The 16,545-nt window shown below is 46.0% G+C and carries 13 protein-coding genes; 9 read left to right on the top strand and 4 right to left on the bottom strand.

The genetic code is table 11. From position 1 onward, the window contains the following. Together ACETMN_RS19885 and ACETMN_RS19880 are read left to right on the top strand one after the other, a co-directional pair. Positions 1-807: a hypothetical protein gene (locus tag ACETMN_RS19885; protein ID WP_091017917.1), complete on the top strand. Its 807-nt coding sequence runs from the start codon at positions 1-3 to the stop codon at positions 805-807. A 52-nt stretch (positions 808-859) separates the two neighbouring features. Next, a complete protein-coding gene (locus ACETMN_RS19880; RefSeq protein WP_091017915.1) occupies positions 860-1,426 on the top strand; it encodes a nitroreductase family protein in 567 nt (188 codons plus the stop codon). A gap of 20 nt (positions 1,427-1,446) precedes the next feature. Here the strand turns inward: ACETMN_RS19880 and ACETMN_RS19875 are convergent, their stop codons facing one another. Together ACETMN_RS19875 and ACETMN_RS19870 are read right to left on the bottom strand one after the other, a co-directional pair. After that, entirely contained in the window at positions 1,447-2,904 is a 1,458-nt protein-coding gene (locus tag ACETMN_RS19875) for a 4-hydroxyphenylacetate 3-hydroxylase family protein (RefSeq protein ID WP_091017912.1), read from the bottom strand. A gap of 202 nt (positions 2,905-3,106) precedes the next feature. Further along, positions 3,107-3,259, bottom strand: coding sequence for a DUF1540 domain-containing protein (locus ACETMN_RS19870; protein ID WP_074095586.1), 153 nt, complete (start codon positions 3,257-3,259; stop codon positions 3,107-3,109). A gap of 561 nt (positions 3,260-3,820) precedes the next feature. On the opposite strand from ACETMN_RS19870, the gene ACETMN_RS19865 reads away from it, so the two are divergent. Further along, positions 3,821-4,633 carry an AAA family ATPase gene (locus ACETMN_RS19865; RefSeq protein ID WP_091017910.1) on the top strand — a complete coding sequence of 271 codons (813 nt, stop codon included), beginning with the start codon at positions 3,821-3,823 and terminating at the stop codon, positions 4,631-4,633. Between the two features lie 66 nt (positions 4,634-4,699). On the opposite strand, the gene ACETMN_RS19860 is transcribed toward ACETMN_RS19865, so the two are convergent. Together ACETMN_RS19860 and ACETMN_RS19855 are read right to left on the bottom strand one after the other, a co-directional pair. Beyond that, positions 4,700-6,166, bottom strand: a complete 1,467-nt coding sequence (locus ACETMN_RS19860) for a sensor histidine kinase (protein ID WP_091017909.1) — start codon at positions 6,164-6,166, stop codon at positions 4,700-4,702. After that, the gene (locus tag ACETMN_RS19855) at positions 6,151-6,837 is read right to left on the bottom strand and encodes a response regulator transcription factor (RefSeq protein ID WP_091017907.1); all 687 of its coding nucleotides are present in this window, start codon (positions 6,835-6,837) and stop codon (positions 6,151-6,153) included. The genes ACETMN_RS19860 and ACETMN_RS19855 overlap by 16 nt, the downstream gene beginning before the upstream one ends. Positions 6,838-7,029: 192 nt before the next feature. Here ACETMN_RS19855 and ACETMN_RS19850 point away from each other — a divergent pair, with 192 nt between their 5' ends. From ACETMN_RS19850 to ACETMN_RS19825, 6 genes are all read left to right on the top strand, one after another. Beyond that, positions 7,030-7,746, top strand: a complete 717-nt coding sequence (locus ACETMN_RS19850; RefSeq protein ID WP_091017905.1) for a YceI family protein — start codon at positions 7,030-7,032, stop codon at positions 7,744-7,746. A gap of 257 nt (positions 7,747-8,003) precedes the next feature. Continuing rightward, positions 8,004-12,380, top strand: a complete 4,377-nt coding sequence (locus tag ACETMN_RS19845) for a glycosyl hydrolase 53 family protein (RefSeq protein WP_411734988.1) — start codon at positions 8,004-8,006, stop codon at positions 12,378-12,380. A 198-nt stretch (positions 12,381-12,578) separates the two neighbouring features. After that, positions 12,579-13,622, top strand: coding sequence for an SPFH domain-containing protein (locus ACETMN_RS19840; protein WP_091017902.1), 1,044 nt, complete (start codon positions 12,579-12,581; stop codon positions 13,620-13,622). A gap of 68 nt (positions 13,623-13,690) precedes the next feature. Further along, positions 13,691-14,665: a sugar kinase gene (locus tag ACETMN_RS19835; protein WP_411736428.1), complete on the top strand. Its 975-nt coding sequence runs from the start codon at positions 13,691-13,693 to the stop codon at positions 14,663-14,665. An 83-nt stretch (positions 14,666-14,748) separates the two neighbouring features. Next, complete coding sequence (locus tag ACETMN_RS19830) at positions 14,749-15,462, top strand: response regulator transcription factor (protein WP_411734987.1); 714 nt, start codon at positions 14,749-14,751, stop codon at positions 15,460-15,462. Positions 15,463-15,485: 23 nt separating this feature from the next. After that, positions 15,486-16,457 carry a sensor histidine kinase gene (locus ACETMN_RS19825; RefSeq protein WP_341073392.1) on the top strand — a complete coding sequence of 324 codons (972 nt, stop codon included), beginning with the start codon at positions 15,486-15,488 and terminating at the stop codon, positions 16,455-16,457. Positions 16,458-16,545: the final 88 nt, after the last annotated feature.

The raw sequence follows: 16,545 nt of genomic DNA, 5'->3' as shown, positions 1-16,545 counted from the left end.
ATGTTAAGACATAATGTTCAGGCAGCGATGCCAGTCGGAAGGAATGACCTTCCTGAACGTCTGCTTGAAGATTACAGATTGGAAGAAATGCTGCGCAGCCCACACCGATTCATCCGCCCTGAACCAGTGTCTGAGCAGCGTCTTCCACTGCAATGGAGGCACCGTGTACAATATGCGGTGAGCCATGCGGTCAATGCCTTCTACAGTCTCGACCCCGATGTTCGCAAAGAAGTACCCGTGCAGTATTTACTTGAGAAGTGGTGGCCCAGAAAGACGGATGGTTTCGAATCTGTTCTCCATTACTGGGATGTGAAGAACAAGATTACGGATGAATTGTCACTCGCTATTGCAATGAATGATGATCTGAAGCATCCAGCCATTCTTTTTGAACAGTGGAGAACGGAGTTACCTTCATTATCCATGCATTTGTCGATGATATTTCAGGCGGCCTGGCAACCAGAAGGCTGGGATTCGCTGCTTATTCAAAAATATATGGTTGTCCATGATCCAAACGTAGTTGAGGCGTTTCAACATATGGTCAGTGCATTCTGCTGGGAAGCCTTCGGAAAATTACCGGGTATGATCGAGATATACTGTTTGTTGGAAGGACGCAAAATTAGGTACATCCCTGGACGCCAGTCTCTGATACGTTCCATGGACTACATTCGCTTGATACGTGACAGCATGCCGCAAGCAGAAGTGGTGGAGTCAGAACAGTTTACGACGCGTGATAAAGCGCGCATCCACGAAGAGGTAGATCGCTGGAAAACGGAAGCCGTTGAACCGAAGAAAACATGGTTGATGTGAAGGCGATTGAAGGATAACGATATATCATGTAGATAGAGGAGGGAAAGTTACCATGTCTACCGGTCTAAGTCAAGATATAAGCAGCGGCAAGAGACGTGCAGGAACATGCGAATTCAGTCCGTTGCCAGTACCCCAGTCGGTTATACGAAAGTTGCTTGATGAAGCAGATCCTTCATTATATGTAATGAGTTCAGAACCTTGGAGGTTTATGTTGTTTGCAGGCGAAGGACGACAGCTTTATCTGGAAGCGGTCAGACAGAGCTATCCACCGCATCTGGCTGATCGCTACGGCGACTGGGCTACATATCAATACACGGAAGCAATCCCTACCCATCTGGTTGTCGTGGCGCCTAAAAATGCCCGTGAGGATCATCTTCTGCCGGCCAAAGCCTGGAGCAAACGCTTTAGTATTCTGGCTGCGGAACAGGGTTTGAATGCGGTCTGGAAGATTAATGATTATCAACAACATCCTGTGTTTATGAATTTGATGGGTTTGACAAGTGAAGAGAAGGTTCTGGGGGTATTCCATATCGGTTACGGAGACCAGCCTGCATTGCGGGATATGGATGCAAGCAGACCAGCCTCTGAACTGATGACGGTCTATGACCATCTGGTATAAAAAAATGTTCATTAGTTCTCTTATTTGCTGGTGTTGAATAGAAAATCACGAACGAGCTGACGATTCGTCTGATCTTTGTTATATACGGAGTATAATCGATTGGATACTGTAAGGACATTGCCAAAAAAGAATCGTTCGAATTGGGTCTGTCTGCCCCCGAATGATCCAGCCCCAAGCTCCCAGATCAGGCGGAACAGAGCATTGCGTTCATAAGAAGCCATATCGTTCCCTTTCAGATATATATTCAGTGAAGGAGCGATATCGGATTGAAACTCTTCTTCCTGAGGGATCATAATTACCCCGCTCGATCCCAAAAGTTGCAGAATTTCAATCATCTCAGGATAAAGTTTCGGAAAAAGCAGATTGGCTGCCATCAATGGTTTGGGTGCAGGTAATACAAATCCTCTTCCGTCTGGTATGGCACCTGCCTCTGCGGCCAAAGCCAATGCTTTTAACGATTCAAGACCTGCGAACAGACGTGCAGTTTTCTCAATAACATGTGCTTCTGTATTCAGATCGAGAGTATCCGTGAGAAGCTGAATTGTACCGAGAACAAATTCCGTCTTGGCAATATAACGGCACAATACCTGATGACCTGCGTGAATATGAAAGTTACTGCCACTGAAGAGACGCGAGGACATTTCCTCACTTCCTGCAAAAAATATTCGTTCATGCGGAACGAGCACCCGGTCAAAGATGACGATATTGTCCATTTCTTCATATCTGGAGCTCAGGGGATAGTTGGTGTGAGATTCAGCTGCGTAGGTATCCCTGCATACCAAACTGATACCCGGAAGATCATTGGGGACAGCAAAGGAGAATGCAAATGGATTTTCGTCATCAAATGGGGCAGGAGAAGGGGACGGATAGACAAAAATCTCATCCGAAGTGGCAGCTTGTGTAGCCATCATGAATGCTCCGCTAATAATGAGACCTTCCTCGGTACGATCTACGACCTTTGCGGCAATAGCATCTTCAGTAGCATCCAATTGCCCTGACATTTTGCTGGCATAAGGCTGAATGAAGGCGTGAGATAGCGTAATATCATGATCACGGCAGTAGGCATAATAATTCTTGAGATTTTCTGCATATTGGGGAGACAATTCGTTCAGAAGATCGGCACCTGTGTAAAAGGACATGATGGCTGTATTCATGTAATCGGGTGAGCGACCAAGAAAGCCATGATGCACATTTGCCCAGATATTCATCCCTTCCCGGCGTTTACGGAGGTCGTCTGCACTGGTTGGAGGCAGGAAGGATATGCCCACAGGTTTGCCGTCTGCCGGGGAGGCATACGTCATCGTTTCTTCAAATTTAGGATCAGATTGCAGATCATACATGTACATCTGAGTCTCCATTAAACCAGCAAATGCTACATGTTCAGAGCGTTTTCCAGTAATAAGGTTACCTTTGTACCAGCAAGGGACGGACTGGGCATCAATTCGTTCGCGATACTGTGTGCCACTTTTAACAGGCATTGTTATTCACCTCTTGGTTCTAATCGTTCATGGGCATACTGACTTCTTACGTAGTGTACGTAGGTCATCTGTCCAATGTGCATTTAAGAGGTGAGAAGGATTTTTACAGATTAGGGCTTGATAATAATTATCATTCTTGTTACAATAGACAAAGAAAAAAGGAACCGGTAAGGGCTCCTTTAAGTGAATCACATGAGATTACTTATTTTACTTCAAAAGTCTTACAGTCTGTTTCAGCAGACTGACTTGCTTCTTTGGAACTGTGACTCACGATGTAGATCGAAGAAGCGTTACATTTGTTCTCTTGAGCCCAGTGACGACAGGAATTAACTTCACACAATACGTCTTTTGCCATGATTGTTAACCTCACTTTAATTGGATTACAGTCGTTGGTATAAAAGATCCGGATATAACAAGTTGCCGCTTGCGAATCTGGAAAATTTTTGCTCTCACGAAATTAGGAGGGCTTTTTTGCGTTATACACAACGATGCACACTTAGAATAGCAAATTTTATTGAAGCTTGCAACCAAATGCCCCCATCTGTGGCAAAATAGTGGACGTGTTGTGGTTATATATGCAAAAAGGCAGTAGTATGTTATTATTTAATAGTAATTATTACGATTAATAGTCTGAATGATTCTATATAACTTGAACTAAGCATTTACATGAAAACGGAGAGGACAGAAAGAACCTGAAGAAGCGGAGCTAAAAGCTTTTTGAAAAAAGCTACATCGGAAGCATATACTTCGCCTTTATCCCCGGATTTCCCCTCTAGGGAAATAATCAAAAAATCTGGGGATAACAGCGATCGGAAGGTTGTTCTGTCATCGAAGTGGTCAGTGTAAATATTTATTAGTTCAACTTATATAACTTGAATCACGGACTGAAACTATAAATGAAGGAGCATGTGTATAGATGAGCAAAATAAACCATATGAACCGGATTCCCCGCGCGAAAGGGATCGATATGGCTGCTTTTTACACGCCGAAAGAGTGTAGACTTAAAGCCCAGCATATTGTATTTTCCGCTGAAAATGAACGCATCATTAATGAATTTGTCACCATTCTGGGCATGAAAGAGAAGTTCAGAGAGCATGATGTATCAATCCCCAACAAAATGGTCATGTTCGGGCCACCCGGTACGGGAAAAACATTAACGGCATCACATCTGGCGGAGCGCCTTGATCTGCCATTGGTTCTTGTGAGATTAGATGCGATCATTCATAGCCATCTTGGGGAGACGGGCAGTAATGTACGCAAGTTATTCGAATATGCACGAATGAATCCCTGTGTGTTATTTCTGGATGAATTTGATGCCATAGGCCGGACACGTGAGAGCAATGATGAAGTGAAAGAGATGGCTCGTGTCGTCAATACGTTATTGCAATGTCTGGACGAATTCGATGGGGACAGCATTCTGGTGGCTGCAACGAACCTGGAAACCCAACTGGATCACGCCATCTGGCGGCGGTTTGATACGAAGATGACCTACGGTATGCCTGATGATTCAAGTCGTAGATTGTATATCAGCAAGTTGGTGGGGGCATTTGAACAGGAGACCCGGCTGGAAGATTACATATGTGAACGCTTGGCAGGGTGCAGTTATGCGGATATAGAGCAGATCGTTCTGAAAGCAAAACGGAAAGCGATCATTGCCAGCAGTACACTTCGTAAGCAACTGATTTCGGATGCTTACGATGAATATAGGCCACGTGTATTAGAGTGTTGAGTGTTGAAATAGCCCAAGCTCCTGAATGGAATCCTGGGCTATTTGTCATGTTAGCATGCTGCGACGTTACACTTTAACGGCTGCACCGTATGCTTTTTCTGTATTCATAGCTTCTTGTGTTGCAGTCCAGCGTGGCAGGCTTAATCTGAACATGCTGCCTTCCGGGCTGCTGGAGACAAGTGTCAGTTCACCGCCCTGTTCCTGAGCGAGTAGCCGGCTATATGTTAATCCTAGACCCAGACCGCGGTTACGACGTTTCTTGATTTCTCCACGATAGAACCGTTCGAAGATTTTGGGTTGTTCTTCGGCTGCGATGCCTGTGCCGTGGTCCTTAACATCAACGTACAGCATCTGTTCTTCTGTACTTAGATAAATATCGAAGACAGCCTTTTGTTCAGGAGCTGTGGCATGAAGTGCGTTATTGAGCAAATTGACAATGATCTGCTGAATGCGGAGAGCATCCCCCATGGTAAAGAAGTTAATCGGAGGGGCGTGCAGCTGAACCTCTGGCATTTTGTCCTCATACGCAATCTTCCACTGATAGATGATCTCACCGACCAACAATTTCAGATCCGTCCGTTCCTTGCGAACGGCAACACTTCCTGCAGCCATGGCGTTATAGTCAAGCAAATCTGCGACCATTCGCTCCATGCGTTCAGATTCTTTCAAAGCGATATCCAAAAATTCTTTACCTTCCTGTGGACTCACGACATCGTCACGTACTGCCATAACGAGCCCCTTGATGGAAGTTACCGGTGTCTTGAGTTCATGACTTACCCCTGCCAGCGAAAGTGTACGCCATTCTTCGAGTTGTTGGAGACGAGTAGCCATATCGCGAAATGAATTTACAAGTTCATTGATCTCACGTTCTCGTGTATCCAAGTCAAGACTCACATCATAATTGCCACCTCGAATCTGTTCAGCGGCATAGGCGACCTGACGAATCGGTCTGGATAACTTTTTGGACAGGAGATAGATTGTAAACCATCCACAGAGGATTAGTCCTCCGAGGATTAGAGCCACGAGCCCTATCGTCTCTGGACCAAATGTAATGGATTGTTTGGACTGCATGACCCACACTTTACCCAAGGTTTGATCGCCCTCGGATATGTTGACCGTTACACCTGCATATTTGTTGTTTCGAGGTTCAAGATAGTCGTCTGACAGTCGATAATGCACATCTTTTTGCTCCATTTTAGGCTGGGAAAAGATCAATTGATTGTTTTTGTCCAAGATCATGACACAAAAATAATGATCTGTATTAAATAGTTTCTCTCGCTTGGTTACCAGTCTGTCCAGATCGGGTGGAACCCGAAGCATATTATTTTCACTGGTCACATGATCGGCAATCTCGAGACCAAGCAGTTCTGCGGTTTTGAGGCTTTTCTCAATGGAAGTTGTTCGAATCCAGTAGAGTGCCCCTGCCGCAATAATCGTGAAACCAATGCACAAAATGAGAAAATATCGCAGTGTCCAGTGTGACAGAATGGATATCGTTCGTTTGGGTTTCTTCTGTTTCAGTTGGCGATCCAAAATTGATACCCCATTCCTCGCAACGTCCGAATTTCTCCCGTATCTGGCGACCAGTGGGAGAGGGCTTGACGTAGTCGTTTAATCGATAGATCTACAGCACGGTCACTGCCATCATAGTCCATCCCCCATACCTGTTCAATAAGATGATCTCTGGTAAATGTCCGATTCGGATAATCGGACAGGAAGAACAGTAACGACAGGTCACGAGGTGTGAGTGCAACCTCTGCTCCGTTCAGCAACACCTGCTTGGCAGCAAGATCAACGACGAGATTTCCAAAGGAACGCTTCTCTTTGCCACCTGAGGTCCAATGTGGATTACGACGCAACACCGCATTAACTCTGGCGACCACTTCTTCCGGTACAAAAGGTTTGCTCATATAATCGTCAGCACCAGCATTCAGTCCGTTGAGACGGTCTGAAATGTCATCCAGTGCGGTTAGCATGATCACGGGACAAGCACTTTTTTCACGAATAATCCGCAGCAGATCCCATCCGTCCATTCCTGGCAGCATCACATCAAGTAATACAAGGGAAGGCGTTACGGTATCAAAAAGGGTAAGTGCAGTCGGTCCATCTGCTGCATGATGAACTTCAAATTCTGCTTTTCTCAGATAAGCAGCCAATACTCGTGCAATAGCTTGCTCATCCTCGACGATAAGTATGGATTTCAAGAAAAGCGTTCTCCTTTCGCTTTGTAAACTTGTACTGATTTTACATGAGCTAGAGCGTAAAGCCAATCCTGTATTACGGATTTCAAAAAAATATGGGACTTGTCTTATCTTGACTTCTTCCTGACACATTCAATTGATATGATTCACTCCAAGAAGCAACCTAAACAATCATGTACTGGAGGAAACATAGAGATGAACAAGAAAGCAAAAGCATGGCTTATTACAGGTGTAGCGGCGGTTGCCGTAATTGGTGGCGGTGGTTACTATATCGCAAATAGCTACTTGGGGAACAACGTGGAGATTGAGCAGGTGCTTCCTGCGAGCACAGCGACATCCACAACAGCTGTAGATAGCACAGGAACGCCTGTAGCCAATGAAACTGCAGGAGCAGAGCAACTGAACGGAGACTGGAGCATCAGCGAAGGTTCCAAAGTATATTTCTCCGTAACCACATCACAGGAGACCGTTAACTTTGTGGACGAGCAGGTAACAGGCAATTGGACAATTAATGTAGACGATGCTGCTCAGATGAAGGCAGAAGGACAGATCAAGATGGATGGAATTGATTCCGGGAATGGACAGCGTGATGGTCACGTGAAGCAAGCCGATTTCTTCGACGTTGCTACATATCCACAAGCTACATTTACAGCGACTTCATTTGAAGGGGTACCTGCGGAATGGCCTGTCGGTCAAACGGTTGATATCAAAATGAATGGTACCATTACGGTTAAAGGTATTGAAAAAGAAGTAACTTTTGACGCAAAAGCTGCTTATGAGAATAATGTAGTATTGTTGTCGGCAACATCCATGGTAACGTTCGAAGATTTCGGAATGGAAAATCCGCATTCGGTGGTGCTCTCGACTGAAAATGATATCCAGGTACAACTTGAATTGAAACTTACTAAATAAGTGTAACAATGATCATATACCTGAAAATCTGTTCTGTTCTGCCTTAGGGTGGACGGACAGATTTTTTGCTTTCTTTTGCAAAATAGTGTGATTGATATTGTTCAATTGTAACTGTCACAGGATCATATTGTTAAAATAACTGCTGTTTCCTTTGGATTATGCCGTGTTACCCATCACTATTAAGCGCTTACAATGAGGAGGGTTCATAACATTCATTGATCCATGCACAATCAAACACAAAAAGGGGGAGATCAAGAGTGACCAAAAGGTACATAAGCGGGTGTCTGGTATTACTGATGCTGTTCTGTGATCTGGGGCTGATGGTTCGTCCAGCGGCTGCAGAAGATGCAAAAGTGAACGTGGCACTTAACAAGGCGGTTACGGTAAGTGAGCAAGATCTATTGTATGAGGGACAAAAAGAAAAGGCGGTGGATGGTGATGTGAATACTCACTGGAGTGCGAGCTCACCTTCTACTGAAAGCAATCCTCATTGGTTGACCATAGACCTAGGTGCGCCATATGAGCTTTCCGGAGCGGAGTTGACTTGGAAGGACAAAGACCAAGTTGTAAAATATTTGATTGAAGTATCTGATGATGGTAACAACTGGTCGACTGTTGTGGACCAAACGACTAACGATATAAAACAGACTGTCGCCAGTGAAGAATTCCAGACCCGTACATCTGTCCAGTATGTGAAGGTTACGATTCCGTACTATGCGGGAGCAACTTGGTGGCCGGGGATATCCGAGCTTAAAGTCTGGGGAAAAGAGGAAAAAATTGATCCAGCAACCATTACCGGATACGATGCTGTTCAGGTCAATACAGTAGCTGGGGTTGCACCTGTTCTGCCAACAAAAGTGACAGCGAAGTATCTGAACGCCAAATCTGGTTCGGTTCCAGTGGAATGGGAAAGTATCGACCCTTCAGAGTACGCACATGCGGGCAGCTTTACCGTGACGGGTGCAGTATATGGAGCCCCTCTTCAACCGGAGGCGACTGTATCAGTTGGAGGATACCGGACGGATTACGTAAGAGGAGTGGATATTTCCACATTAACTGCCATTGAGGCTAATGGAGGGAAGTATCTGGATAGTAATGGCACAGAAAGGGAATTGCTCGATATACTGAAGGATCGCGGTGTCAATTATGTACGTCTTCGTCTATGGAATGATCCACAGAAATCAGGGGGCTACAACGATAAGAAAGATGTAATTGAGTTAGCCGCACGGGTGAAAGCAAAAGGCATGAAAGTGCTGCTTGATTTCCATTATTCTGACGAATGGGCTCATCCAGGACAGCAGCTTCGTCCAAAGGCATGGGAAGGTCTGTCATTTGATGAGTTGAAACAGGCCGTATACGACTATACATTTGAAGTTGTGAGAGACATGAAAGCAGAGGACGCCATGCCTGATATGGTGCAGATCGGTAATGAGATCAACAGTGGTGTTCTGAACGGCTTGAGCAGCGACGTGGATTTTAAGCAAAATGTTGCATTGCTGAAAAGCGGAATTGATGCTGTACGTGCAGTAGAAGGAGAGATCACCAATAACGCTGATAAGGTTCAAATCATGATTCATCTCGCAGAAGGCGGCAAGGCGGATACGTTCGACTGGTATTTCAGTGAGCTGGAGAAAGGCGAACTGAAGTACGATATCATCGGACTTTCCTATTATCCGTTCTGGCATGGAACATTTGCCGATGTGCAGAACACCATGAATAAAGTATCTGACAAATTCAAAAAAGACGTGATTATTGCCGAGACTTCGTATCCATTTTCATATAAAAACGGGGATGCACACGGTAATATCATTGGATCGGATGAAGCGCTTCATGTTGGGGGAGCAACATTCCCTGCAACGGTACAGGGGCAATATGATGCTATTGCTGGCATTATGGATATGATTGCTGACGTGCCGGAAAACCGCGGAGCAGGCTTCTTCTATTGGGAGCCCGCATGGATTGCCGCCAATGTAGGCTGGATTGATTCCGAGGGAGATGCATGGGAAAATCATGCCATGTTCGACTATGATGAATTTCCTGAGAATGGTGGATACTCCTACGAAGGACGTGCCTTGCCATCACTGGATGTGTACAAACGTGGATTGAGTCTTCTGCCCGCAGACCGCCAGCAACTGGATGCGGCACTTACACGAGCCAAATCATTGGTACAGACTGATTTTACTCCGGAAAGCTGGGTGACTCTGGCTCCGGCGATCTCGGCAGCGAATGATGTATACCAACAGGCATACACGCCGGGCGGGGTGACTCAAGCGGATACAGATGCAGCGACAACAGCGCTGGAACGTGTAATGCAGCAGATGCAGGTTATCCCTCCGCAGCTTGACGAGCTTCGAGCCAAATTAATGGATGCGCGTACGTATCAGCAGGCTGACTGGTCTGCGGCCACTTGGGCGGTGTTGACCAAAGCGCTGGAAGGCGCTGAGCAGGTCTTGGATGATCCAAGAGCAACACAGACGGATGCGAATACAGCAGTCAAACGTTTGCATGATGCCATTGAAGGCCTATCCAATGTGGACAAAACACAACTGCACCAGTACATTCAACAAATGCAGCAGCAGAATGAATCTTCCTATACACGCCGGAGCTGGTCTGTATTGCAACAATCTTTGAAGGTAGCGATTCAGGTCCGAGATAACCAAGCTGTTGTCCAGTCTGAAGTGAATTCAGCACTGAGTACGTTGAAACAAGCCTTTACTGATCTGATCTCTCTGGAGGCTTTAACAACGGGCAAAACGGCAAAGGCTTCAAGTAGTGCAGGGACAGGAGGTAATCAAGCCAACTCTCCTGAAGGTGCAATTGACAACAATCCGAACACTTCATGGGGAACAGACCAGAGTAAGGATAGCTGGTGGCAAGTGGATTTGGGGCAAGTCGCGAACCTGCGCAAGATCGAGATGTCCATGTGGAGTGGTGGCATCAAATATACGATCGAAGTGTCCAATGATAACCAAAATTTTGTGAAAGTAGTGGACACCACAAGTGATGTTGTTGTATCGACCGCACCTAGCCATGTACTTCCAGAAGGCACGGAGGGACGTTACATTCGCGTAACGATTAAAACAGGTCCCACATGGGTAGGATTCATGGAATTTGAAGCATACGGTACGTTCCCGGCGGACAAAACTGCACTGCAAACTACTGTAGATACCGCTGAGAAATTAAAACAAACCGAATACACGACATCAACCTGGAATGTATTCAGTAAGGCACTTTCTGAAGCGAAGGCATTCATTCTGGATGTTGAATCTTCAACGCAAGATGTAAGCAATGCAGATCGTGCGTTACAAGATGCTGTGAGTAAGCTTGTACGTCAAGATGGTACACCTAGCCCTGGCCAGCCATCAGAACCAAGTGTACCATCACAGCCTTCAAACCCGGGAACAGCTCCTTCAACGGGGAATCCGGCTGTAACACCACCGGTTGGATCAGGTACTGTACCAGAGAAGGGTTCGATCACGGTAAAAGGAACGACATCCGGGGAGGACAAGTATTCTATTCGTCCGGATGCATCCCAATTAACCCAGGCAATGCAATCCATGGATGCAGGAAATCGTATCTTGAAGCTGATTGCAGATGTGCCTGACACAGCCAAGAAAGTCACATTCCAATTGGCTGCAAGTCAACTGGGGGCATGGATTCGTTCCGAGGAAGTGAAATCCCTGGATGTGGTTGTAGGACAGACTACCGTTCGTGTTCCTCTGAGATCACTCCCGCTAACCATTGCGGAGACTAAGGGAACGTTCGACATCGTAGTGGCAACAGGATCGACAGATGCACTGACCACATCACAAAAAGCAGCGATTGGTGATCATGCAATTGTTGATGTGAATTTGTTAATGAACAATAAGCCATTGCAATGGACAAACAGAGCGGTTGAGATTGCTCTATCCAATGTGGAGCAACCTAAAAAGAATGATGTAGTGATGGTTGTGCATTCCATATCTCCAACTGGGGAAATGAAACCTGTTACGTACTCCAAGTACGATGACAAGACCAAAACGATGGCGTTCAAACCGCTGGAATCCGGCAGTTATGTCATTACAGAAGTTGAGGTGCCATTACATGATCTGCAAAATCACAACTGGGCTCTCCAAGAAGTGCAGAACCTCTACGGTAAGGGAATTATTGCGGGGATGAGCGCAACTCGTTTCGCCCCACAAGGTGAACTGACCAGAGCACAATTTTTGCAAATGATAATTAAAGGTATTGGTGATACACGCCAGCCGGATCCATCTATTTCAACACCAACGGATGTGAAGGAAGGGCAGTGGTATGCCGATTCAGTAAGACTTGGAATTGAGATGAACATTATTCAAGGCCGAGCGGATAGAAGCTTCGGGGCCAACGAACGGATTTCACGAGAAGATATGGCCGTTATGCTGAATAGAGCTCTTCAAGTTGTGCAACGTGAGGATGCAACCCATTCTGTACCAGAAAATATGGTGTTTGTAGACAACGATGAGATCGCGCCATACGCCAAAGAGGCTGTAGCCTCGATGCAACAACTTGGACTGCTGAATGGCATGCCTGATGGTACGTTTGCTCCGAAAGAAACAGCGAACCGTGCACAGGGAGCTGTTGCAGTCGCCAGGCTGATGGAACAACTGTATTAGAAAATAACAATGCAGGGAAGGAGATCGAATCAACTGATTCGATCTCTTTATTTTTTCGAAAAAATGGGGTTCAGAATTCATCCCTTTCTCTACATAGGCATATGAATCATTTGTTAATGTCGTATTGACAATATCGAATTCATTTGTTATCATTTCGATAATATCAAAACGACAATATTAAGAAATGGGGAATGAGCCATGTTTGGATTTCGATTTGCAAAGTTTCAACCCAGTGAATATGTAATGAAAGTGAAAAATGGAGAGGTAAAACGTCAGGGTGTTGGATTGTCCTTCTATTATTATGAGCCCACCACATCGGTAGTGGTGCTACCCGTGTCCTCGGTGGATGTACCTTTTATGTTTGAAGAGATTACGGCGGACTATCAGACCGTTACTGTGCAGGGACAGCTAAGTTATCGCATTGTAGATTATTTGAAAATAACACAGAGCCTGAATTACACATACAATTTGCGCAAGAATCGGTATATTTCAGACGACCCCGGCAAACTGGACCAACGGGTAATCACCACAGCGAAAGTACTAACCAAGAAATATCTGGAGAAAATGCCGTTGAAGGAGGCCATTCAATCCAGTGAACGGCTGGCAAGCAGCATGAAACGCGAAGTTGTGCAAAGTGAAGAGTTGGAGAAACTGGGCGTTGAGCTGATGAGTCTATCCATCCTGGCCATTCTGCCCAATAAAGAGACGATGCGTGCATTGGAAGCACAAGCGAGGGAAGAGATTTTACGTCAAGCAGATGAAGCGCTGTATGTGCGTCGAAATGCATCGATTGAACAGGAGAGACGAGTGAAGGAGAACGAACTGAACACCGAAATTGCCGTGGAGACAAAGAAACAGCAAATTCGTGAGACCCAATTGCAGGCAGAACGCTCGGTGAAACAGAAACAAAACGAGATGGAGCAGGAGCAGCTTCAGTTCAATACAGCGATGGAGGAACGCAAGCAGCAACTGATTGAATTGACCATTGCCAATCACAATGCCGAGGCAGATGCCAAAGCGTATGAGATTGCTGCCGTGATGAACTCATTGCAAAATGTACAACCAAATGTACTGCAAGCAATGGCGAATATGGGCATGAATTCTGATAAGCTGATCGCACTAGCATTCCAGGAACTGGCCGAAAATGCAGGCAAGATCGGACAGCTTAATATATCGCCGGATCTGTTGCAGGGATTGATGTCTCCCGCGCCGGGCAGAGATCAGGGAGGTAGAGGGCGATGAGATTAGGAAGAAGAGAGGCAGAGCAAGCAGGGAAATCAGTACGTCATCAGGCTACGCCGGACGATCGAATGAGCGAACACAAGCTTATTCTCGTTAAGCGTCGGACCCGATTGGAAGAGTTGGTGGTTCGATATAACACGGTGCAGCATGCTCAGTTTTATATTGAACGTTTGGGCGCAGACTTCAGTGATTATATAGAGGAAGACCGTCGTTATCGGTTATCTGTGCAGCAGGCGCAGCAGCAACTGGGGCAATTGGGCCGTGTACAGACCATTGATCGGGAACATGTGCCGAACTTTATTTTTGGAGAGCAGGATATCGTGGTTGTGGTTGGACAGGATGGGCTTGTAGCCAACACCCTCAAATACGTAACCGAGCAGCCGCTCATCGGGGTGAACCCGGACCCGATGCGTTGGGATGGGGTGTTATTACCTTTCACCGTGGAAGATCTGAGCTTCATTGTTCCTGATGTCATTCGAAAGCAACGAACATTGAAAGAAGTCACTCTCGCCAAAGTGGAACTGAATGATGGACAGTATTTATATGGTGTGAATGATCTGTTCATTGGTCGGAAGACGCATGTATCGGCACGTTATGAAGTGCGTTTGGGTTCATCCGCAGAACAACAATCTTCCAGTGGCATCATTGTATCCACAGGCATGGGATCGACAGGCTGGTTCAAAAGTGTGCTGGCCGGAGCCACCGGAATTGTAGGGTCTGCTGCTTGGCAGAACATGAAATCTGAAGATGAGGTTGCTGTTGCATCCTCATCCATTCATGGAAGCAGGCAGGAGCTGAATCATTTTAACTGGGATGCGCCTTACTTATATTTTTCAGTACGTGAACCTTTTCCGAGTCGAACGACTGCTGCCAATCTGGTGTTTGGACAGATCCATTCGAAGCAACCACTGCACATTGTATCCCAGATGCCAGAGGATGGTGTTATTTTCAGCGATGGGGTCGAGCAGGACTTTCTTGAGTTTAATTCAGGGGTGGAAGCTATCATTGGTTTGGCAGAGAAGAGAGGGCGTCTCGTGGTCTAAAGCTTTATTTTCAAGCCGTTTCCGACTAGAATGGGTAACTAGATGTGATACACTGACGTCAGGAAACGGAAAGAGGGTTAACGATGCAGTCGATATTGTTGGTTGAAGATGATGCCAAGCTAGCAGGATTGCTGGCGGCTTATCTGACCCGAAATGGATTCCAGATACAGGTCACAGATGATTTTCGTCATGTATTGGATGAATTCGTGAAGATGGAACCGGATCTTGTGCTGATGGATGTGAACTTGCCTCAATATGATGGTTATTATTGGTGCAGGCAGATACGTACACATTCCATATGTCCCATTCTATTCATATCCGCTCGGGATAGTGGCATGGATCAGATTATGGCATTGGAACATGGAGCGGATGATTATATTACAAAACCTTTTCAATATGAAGTTGTGCTTGCCAAAGTCCGCAGTCAGCTACGCAGAGCCTATGGTTCTTACGCTGCTGTTCAGCAGGAAGTAACAGTTACGAATGGTCCCATGATCCTCTATCCTGAGCGATTTGTACTGGAATATGATCAACGTTCAATAGAGCTGACACAGAAGGAAGCGATACTGGTGGAAGCACTAATGGCAAAGGCAGGCCGAGTTGTCAGCCGAGAAAAATTGTTAGAACAAATGTGGGAAGATCAGCATTTTATCGATGATAATACGTTGAATGTCTATATTACCCGTGTTCGCCGGAAGTTGAAGGAGCTGGGTGCAGAAGAGATTTTGGAGACGGTTCGCGGAGCTGGTTATCGTGTGTTGGATCTGCTTTCATCTGCACAGGGAAAAGGGAAATGAGACTTTTCCTGAAAGACCACCAGATGTTAGTTGGATTTTATGTGTTACAGATGCTGCTGGTTCCGTGTGTCTACTGGCTCTCTGGTGAGGGCCGTCCGATGAAGATTGTCCTTTATGGCATGCTGATCAGTACTGTTGTACTGTTGGTCTATCTGATCATACGTTACCTCCAGCTGCGAGCGTATTATCGTCTGCTTGAACAACCACGTAAACTGGTAAACGAGCCTTTCCAAACGCTTGGAAATTCGGTCGTGGCGGAAGCCATCCAGGAATTGTTACATGAACTGGAGCGTAATCGGCAGAACGAGATGGGTCAATTGCGTACTAGCAAGGATCAGCAGGTGGTATTCATGAATCGCTGGGTTCATCAGATGAAGACGCCCTTGTCCATCATCCAACTGACCTTGGAAGATGTGGAAGATGAGACGGCTGGCAGTATTCAGGATGAGCTGGATAAAATGCGCAAAGGACTTGAGATGGTCTTGCATTCATCACGGCTTGAACAGTTCGAAGGGGATTTTCGTGTAGAGCTGCTGTCTCTGCATGAGGTGCTTCGGAGTAGCATTGCAGAGAACCGACGTTTGTTTATTCGCAGAGGCATTACGCCGGATATCCGGATGGAGGGCGACCTTCAGATATACAGTGATTCCAAGTGGCTACGGTTCATGTTCACCCAGATTTTGACCAATGCCGTGAACTATTCCGATAGCAAATCAGGCAAAAAAGTGATCATTACCGGCTATAAACAGGAAGAGCGTACAATCCTGGACATTCAGGATGAGGGAATCGGCATCTCGTCCGAGGATATTCATCGTGTGTTCAATCCCTATTTTACAGGTGAACGTGGCAGGCAATACCACGAATCCACAGGGATGGGGTTATATCTGGTTCGTGAGATCAGTGCACGTCTGGATAACCGGGTAGAGTTGTTTTCGGAGCTGAATAAGGGAACGTTGGTCAGATTTAGCTGGCTTCATTCGAAATATCCGCAATAAAGAGCGCTTTGCCCACAGCCATGGGTGAGGTGTTTTTTTTATAGATACAACAAGTTATGGAGGCAGGGGAACAGAACCTTAAACGTAC

This window comes from Paenibacillus sp. M2, from assembly GCF_046713495.1.
Lineage (GTDB): Bacteria > Bacillota > Bacilli > Paenibacillales > Paenibacillaceae > Paenibacillus > Paenibacillus amylolyticus_B.
This window is presented reverse-complemented; position numbering and strand designations above follow the sequence as displayed.

Coding starts and splice junctions, on each gene's coding strand:
- ACETMN_RS19885 (WP_091017917.1), top strand. CDS start 1: ATGTTAAGACATAATGTTCAGGCAGCGATGCCAGTCGGAAGGAATGAC.
- ACETMN_RS19880 (WP_091017915.1), top strand. CDS start 860: ATGTCTACCGGTCTAAGTCAAGATATAAGCAGCGGCAAGAGACGTGCA.
- ACETMN_RS19875 (WP_091017912.1), bottom strand. CDS start 2,904: ATGCCTGTTAAAAGTGGCACACAGTATCGCGAACGAATTGATGCCCAG.
- ACETMN_RS19870 (WP_074095586.1), bottom strand. CDS start 3,259: ATGGCAAAAGACGTATTGTGTGAAGTTAATTCCTGTCGTCACTGGGCT.
- ACETMN_RS19865 (WP_091017910.1), top strand. CDS start 3,821: ATGAGCAAAATAAACCATATGAACCGGATTCCCCGCGCGAAAGGGATC.
- ACETMN_RS19850 (WP_091017905.1), top strand. CDS start 7,030: ATGAACAAGAAAGCAAAAGCATGGCTTATTACAGGTGTAGCGGCGGTT.
- ACETMN_RS19840 (WP_091017902.1), top strand. CDS start 12,579: ATGTTTGGATTTCGATTTGCAAAGTTTCAACCCAGTGAATATGTAATG.
- ACETMN_RS19835 (WP_411736428.1), top strand. CDS start 13,691: ATGAGCGAACACAAGCTTATTCTCGTTAAGCGTCGGACCCGATTGGAA.
- ACETMN_RS19830 (WP_411734987.1), top strand. CDS start 14,749: ATGCAGTCGATATTGTTGGTTGAAGATGATGCCAAGCTAGCAGGATTG.
- ACETMN_RS19825 (WP_341073392.1), top strand. CDS start 15,486: ATGTTAGTTGGATTTTATGTGTTACAGATGCTGCTGGTTCCGTGTGTC.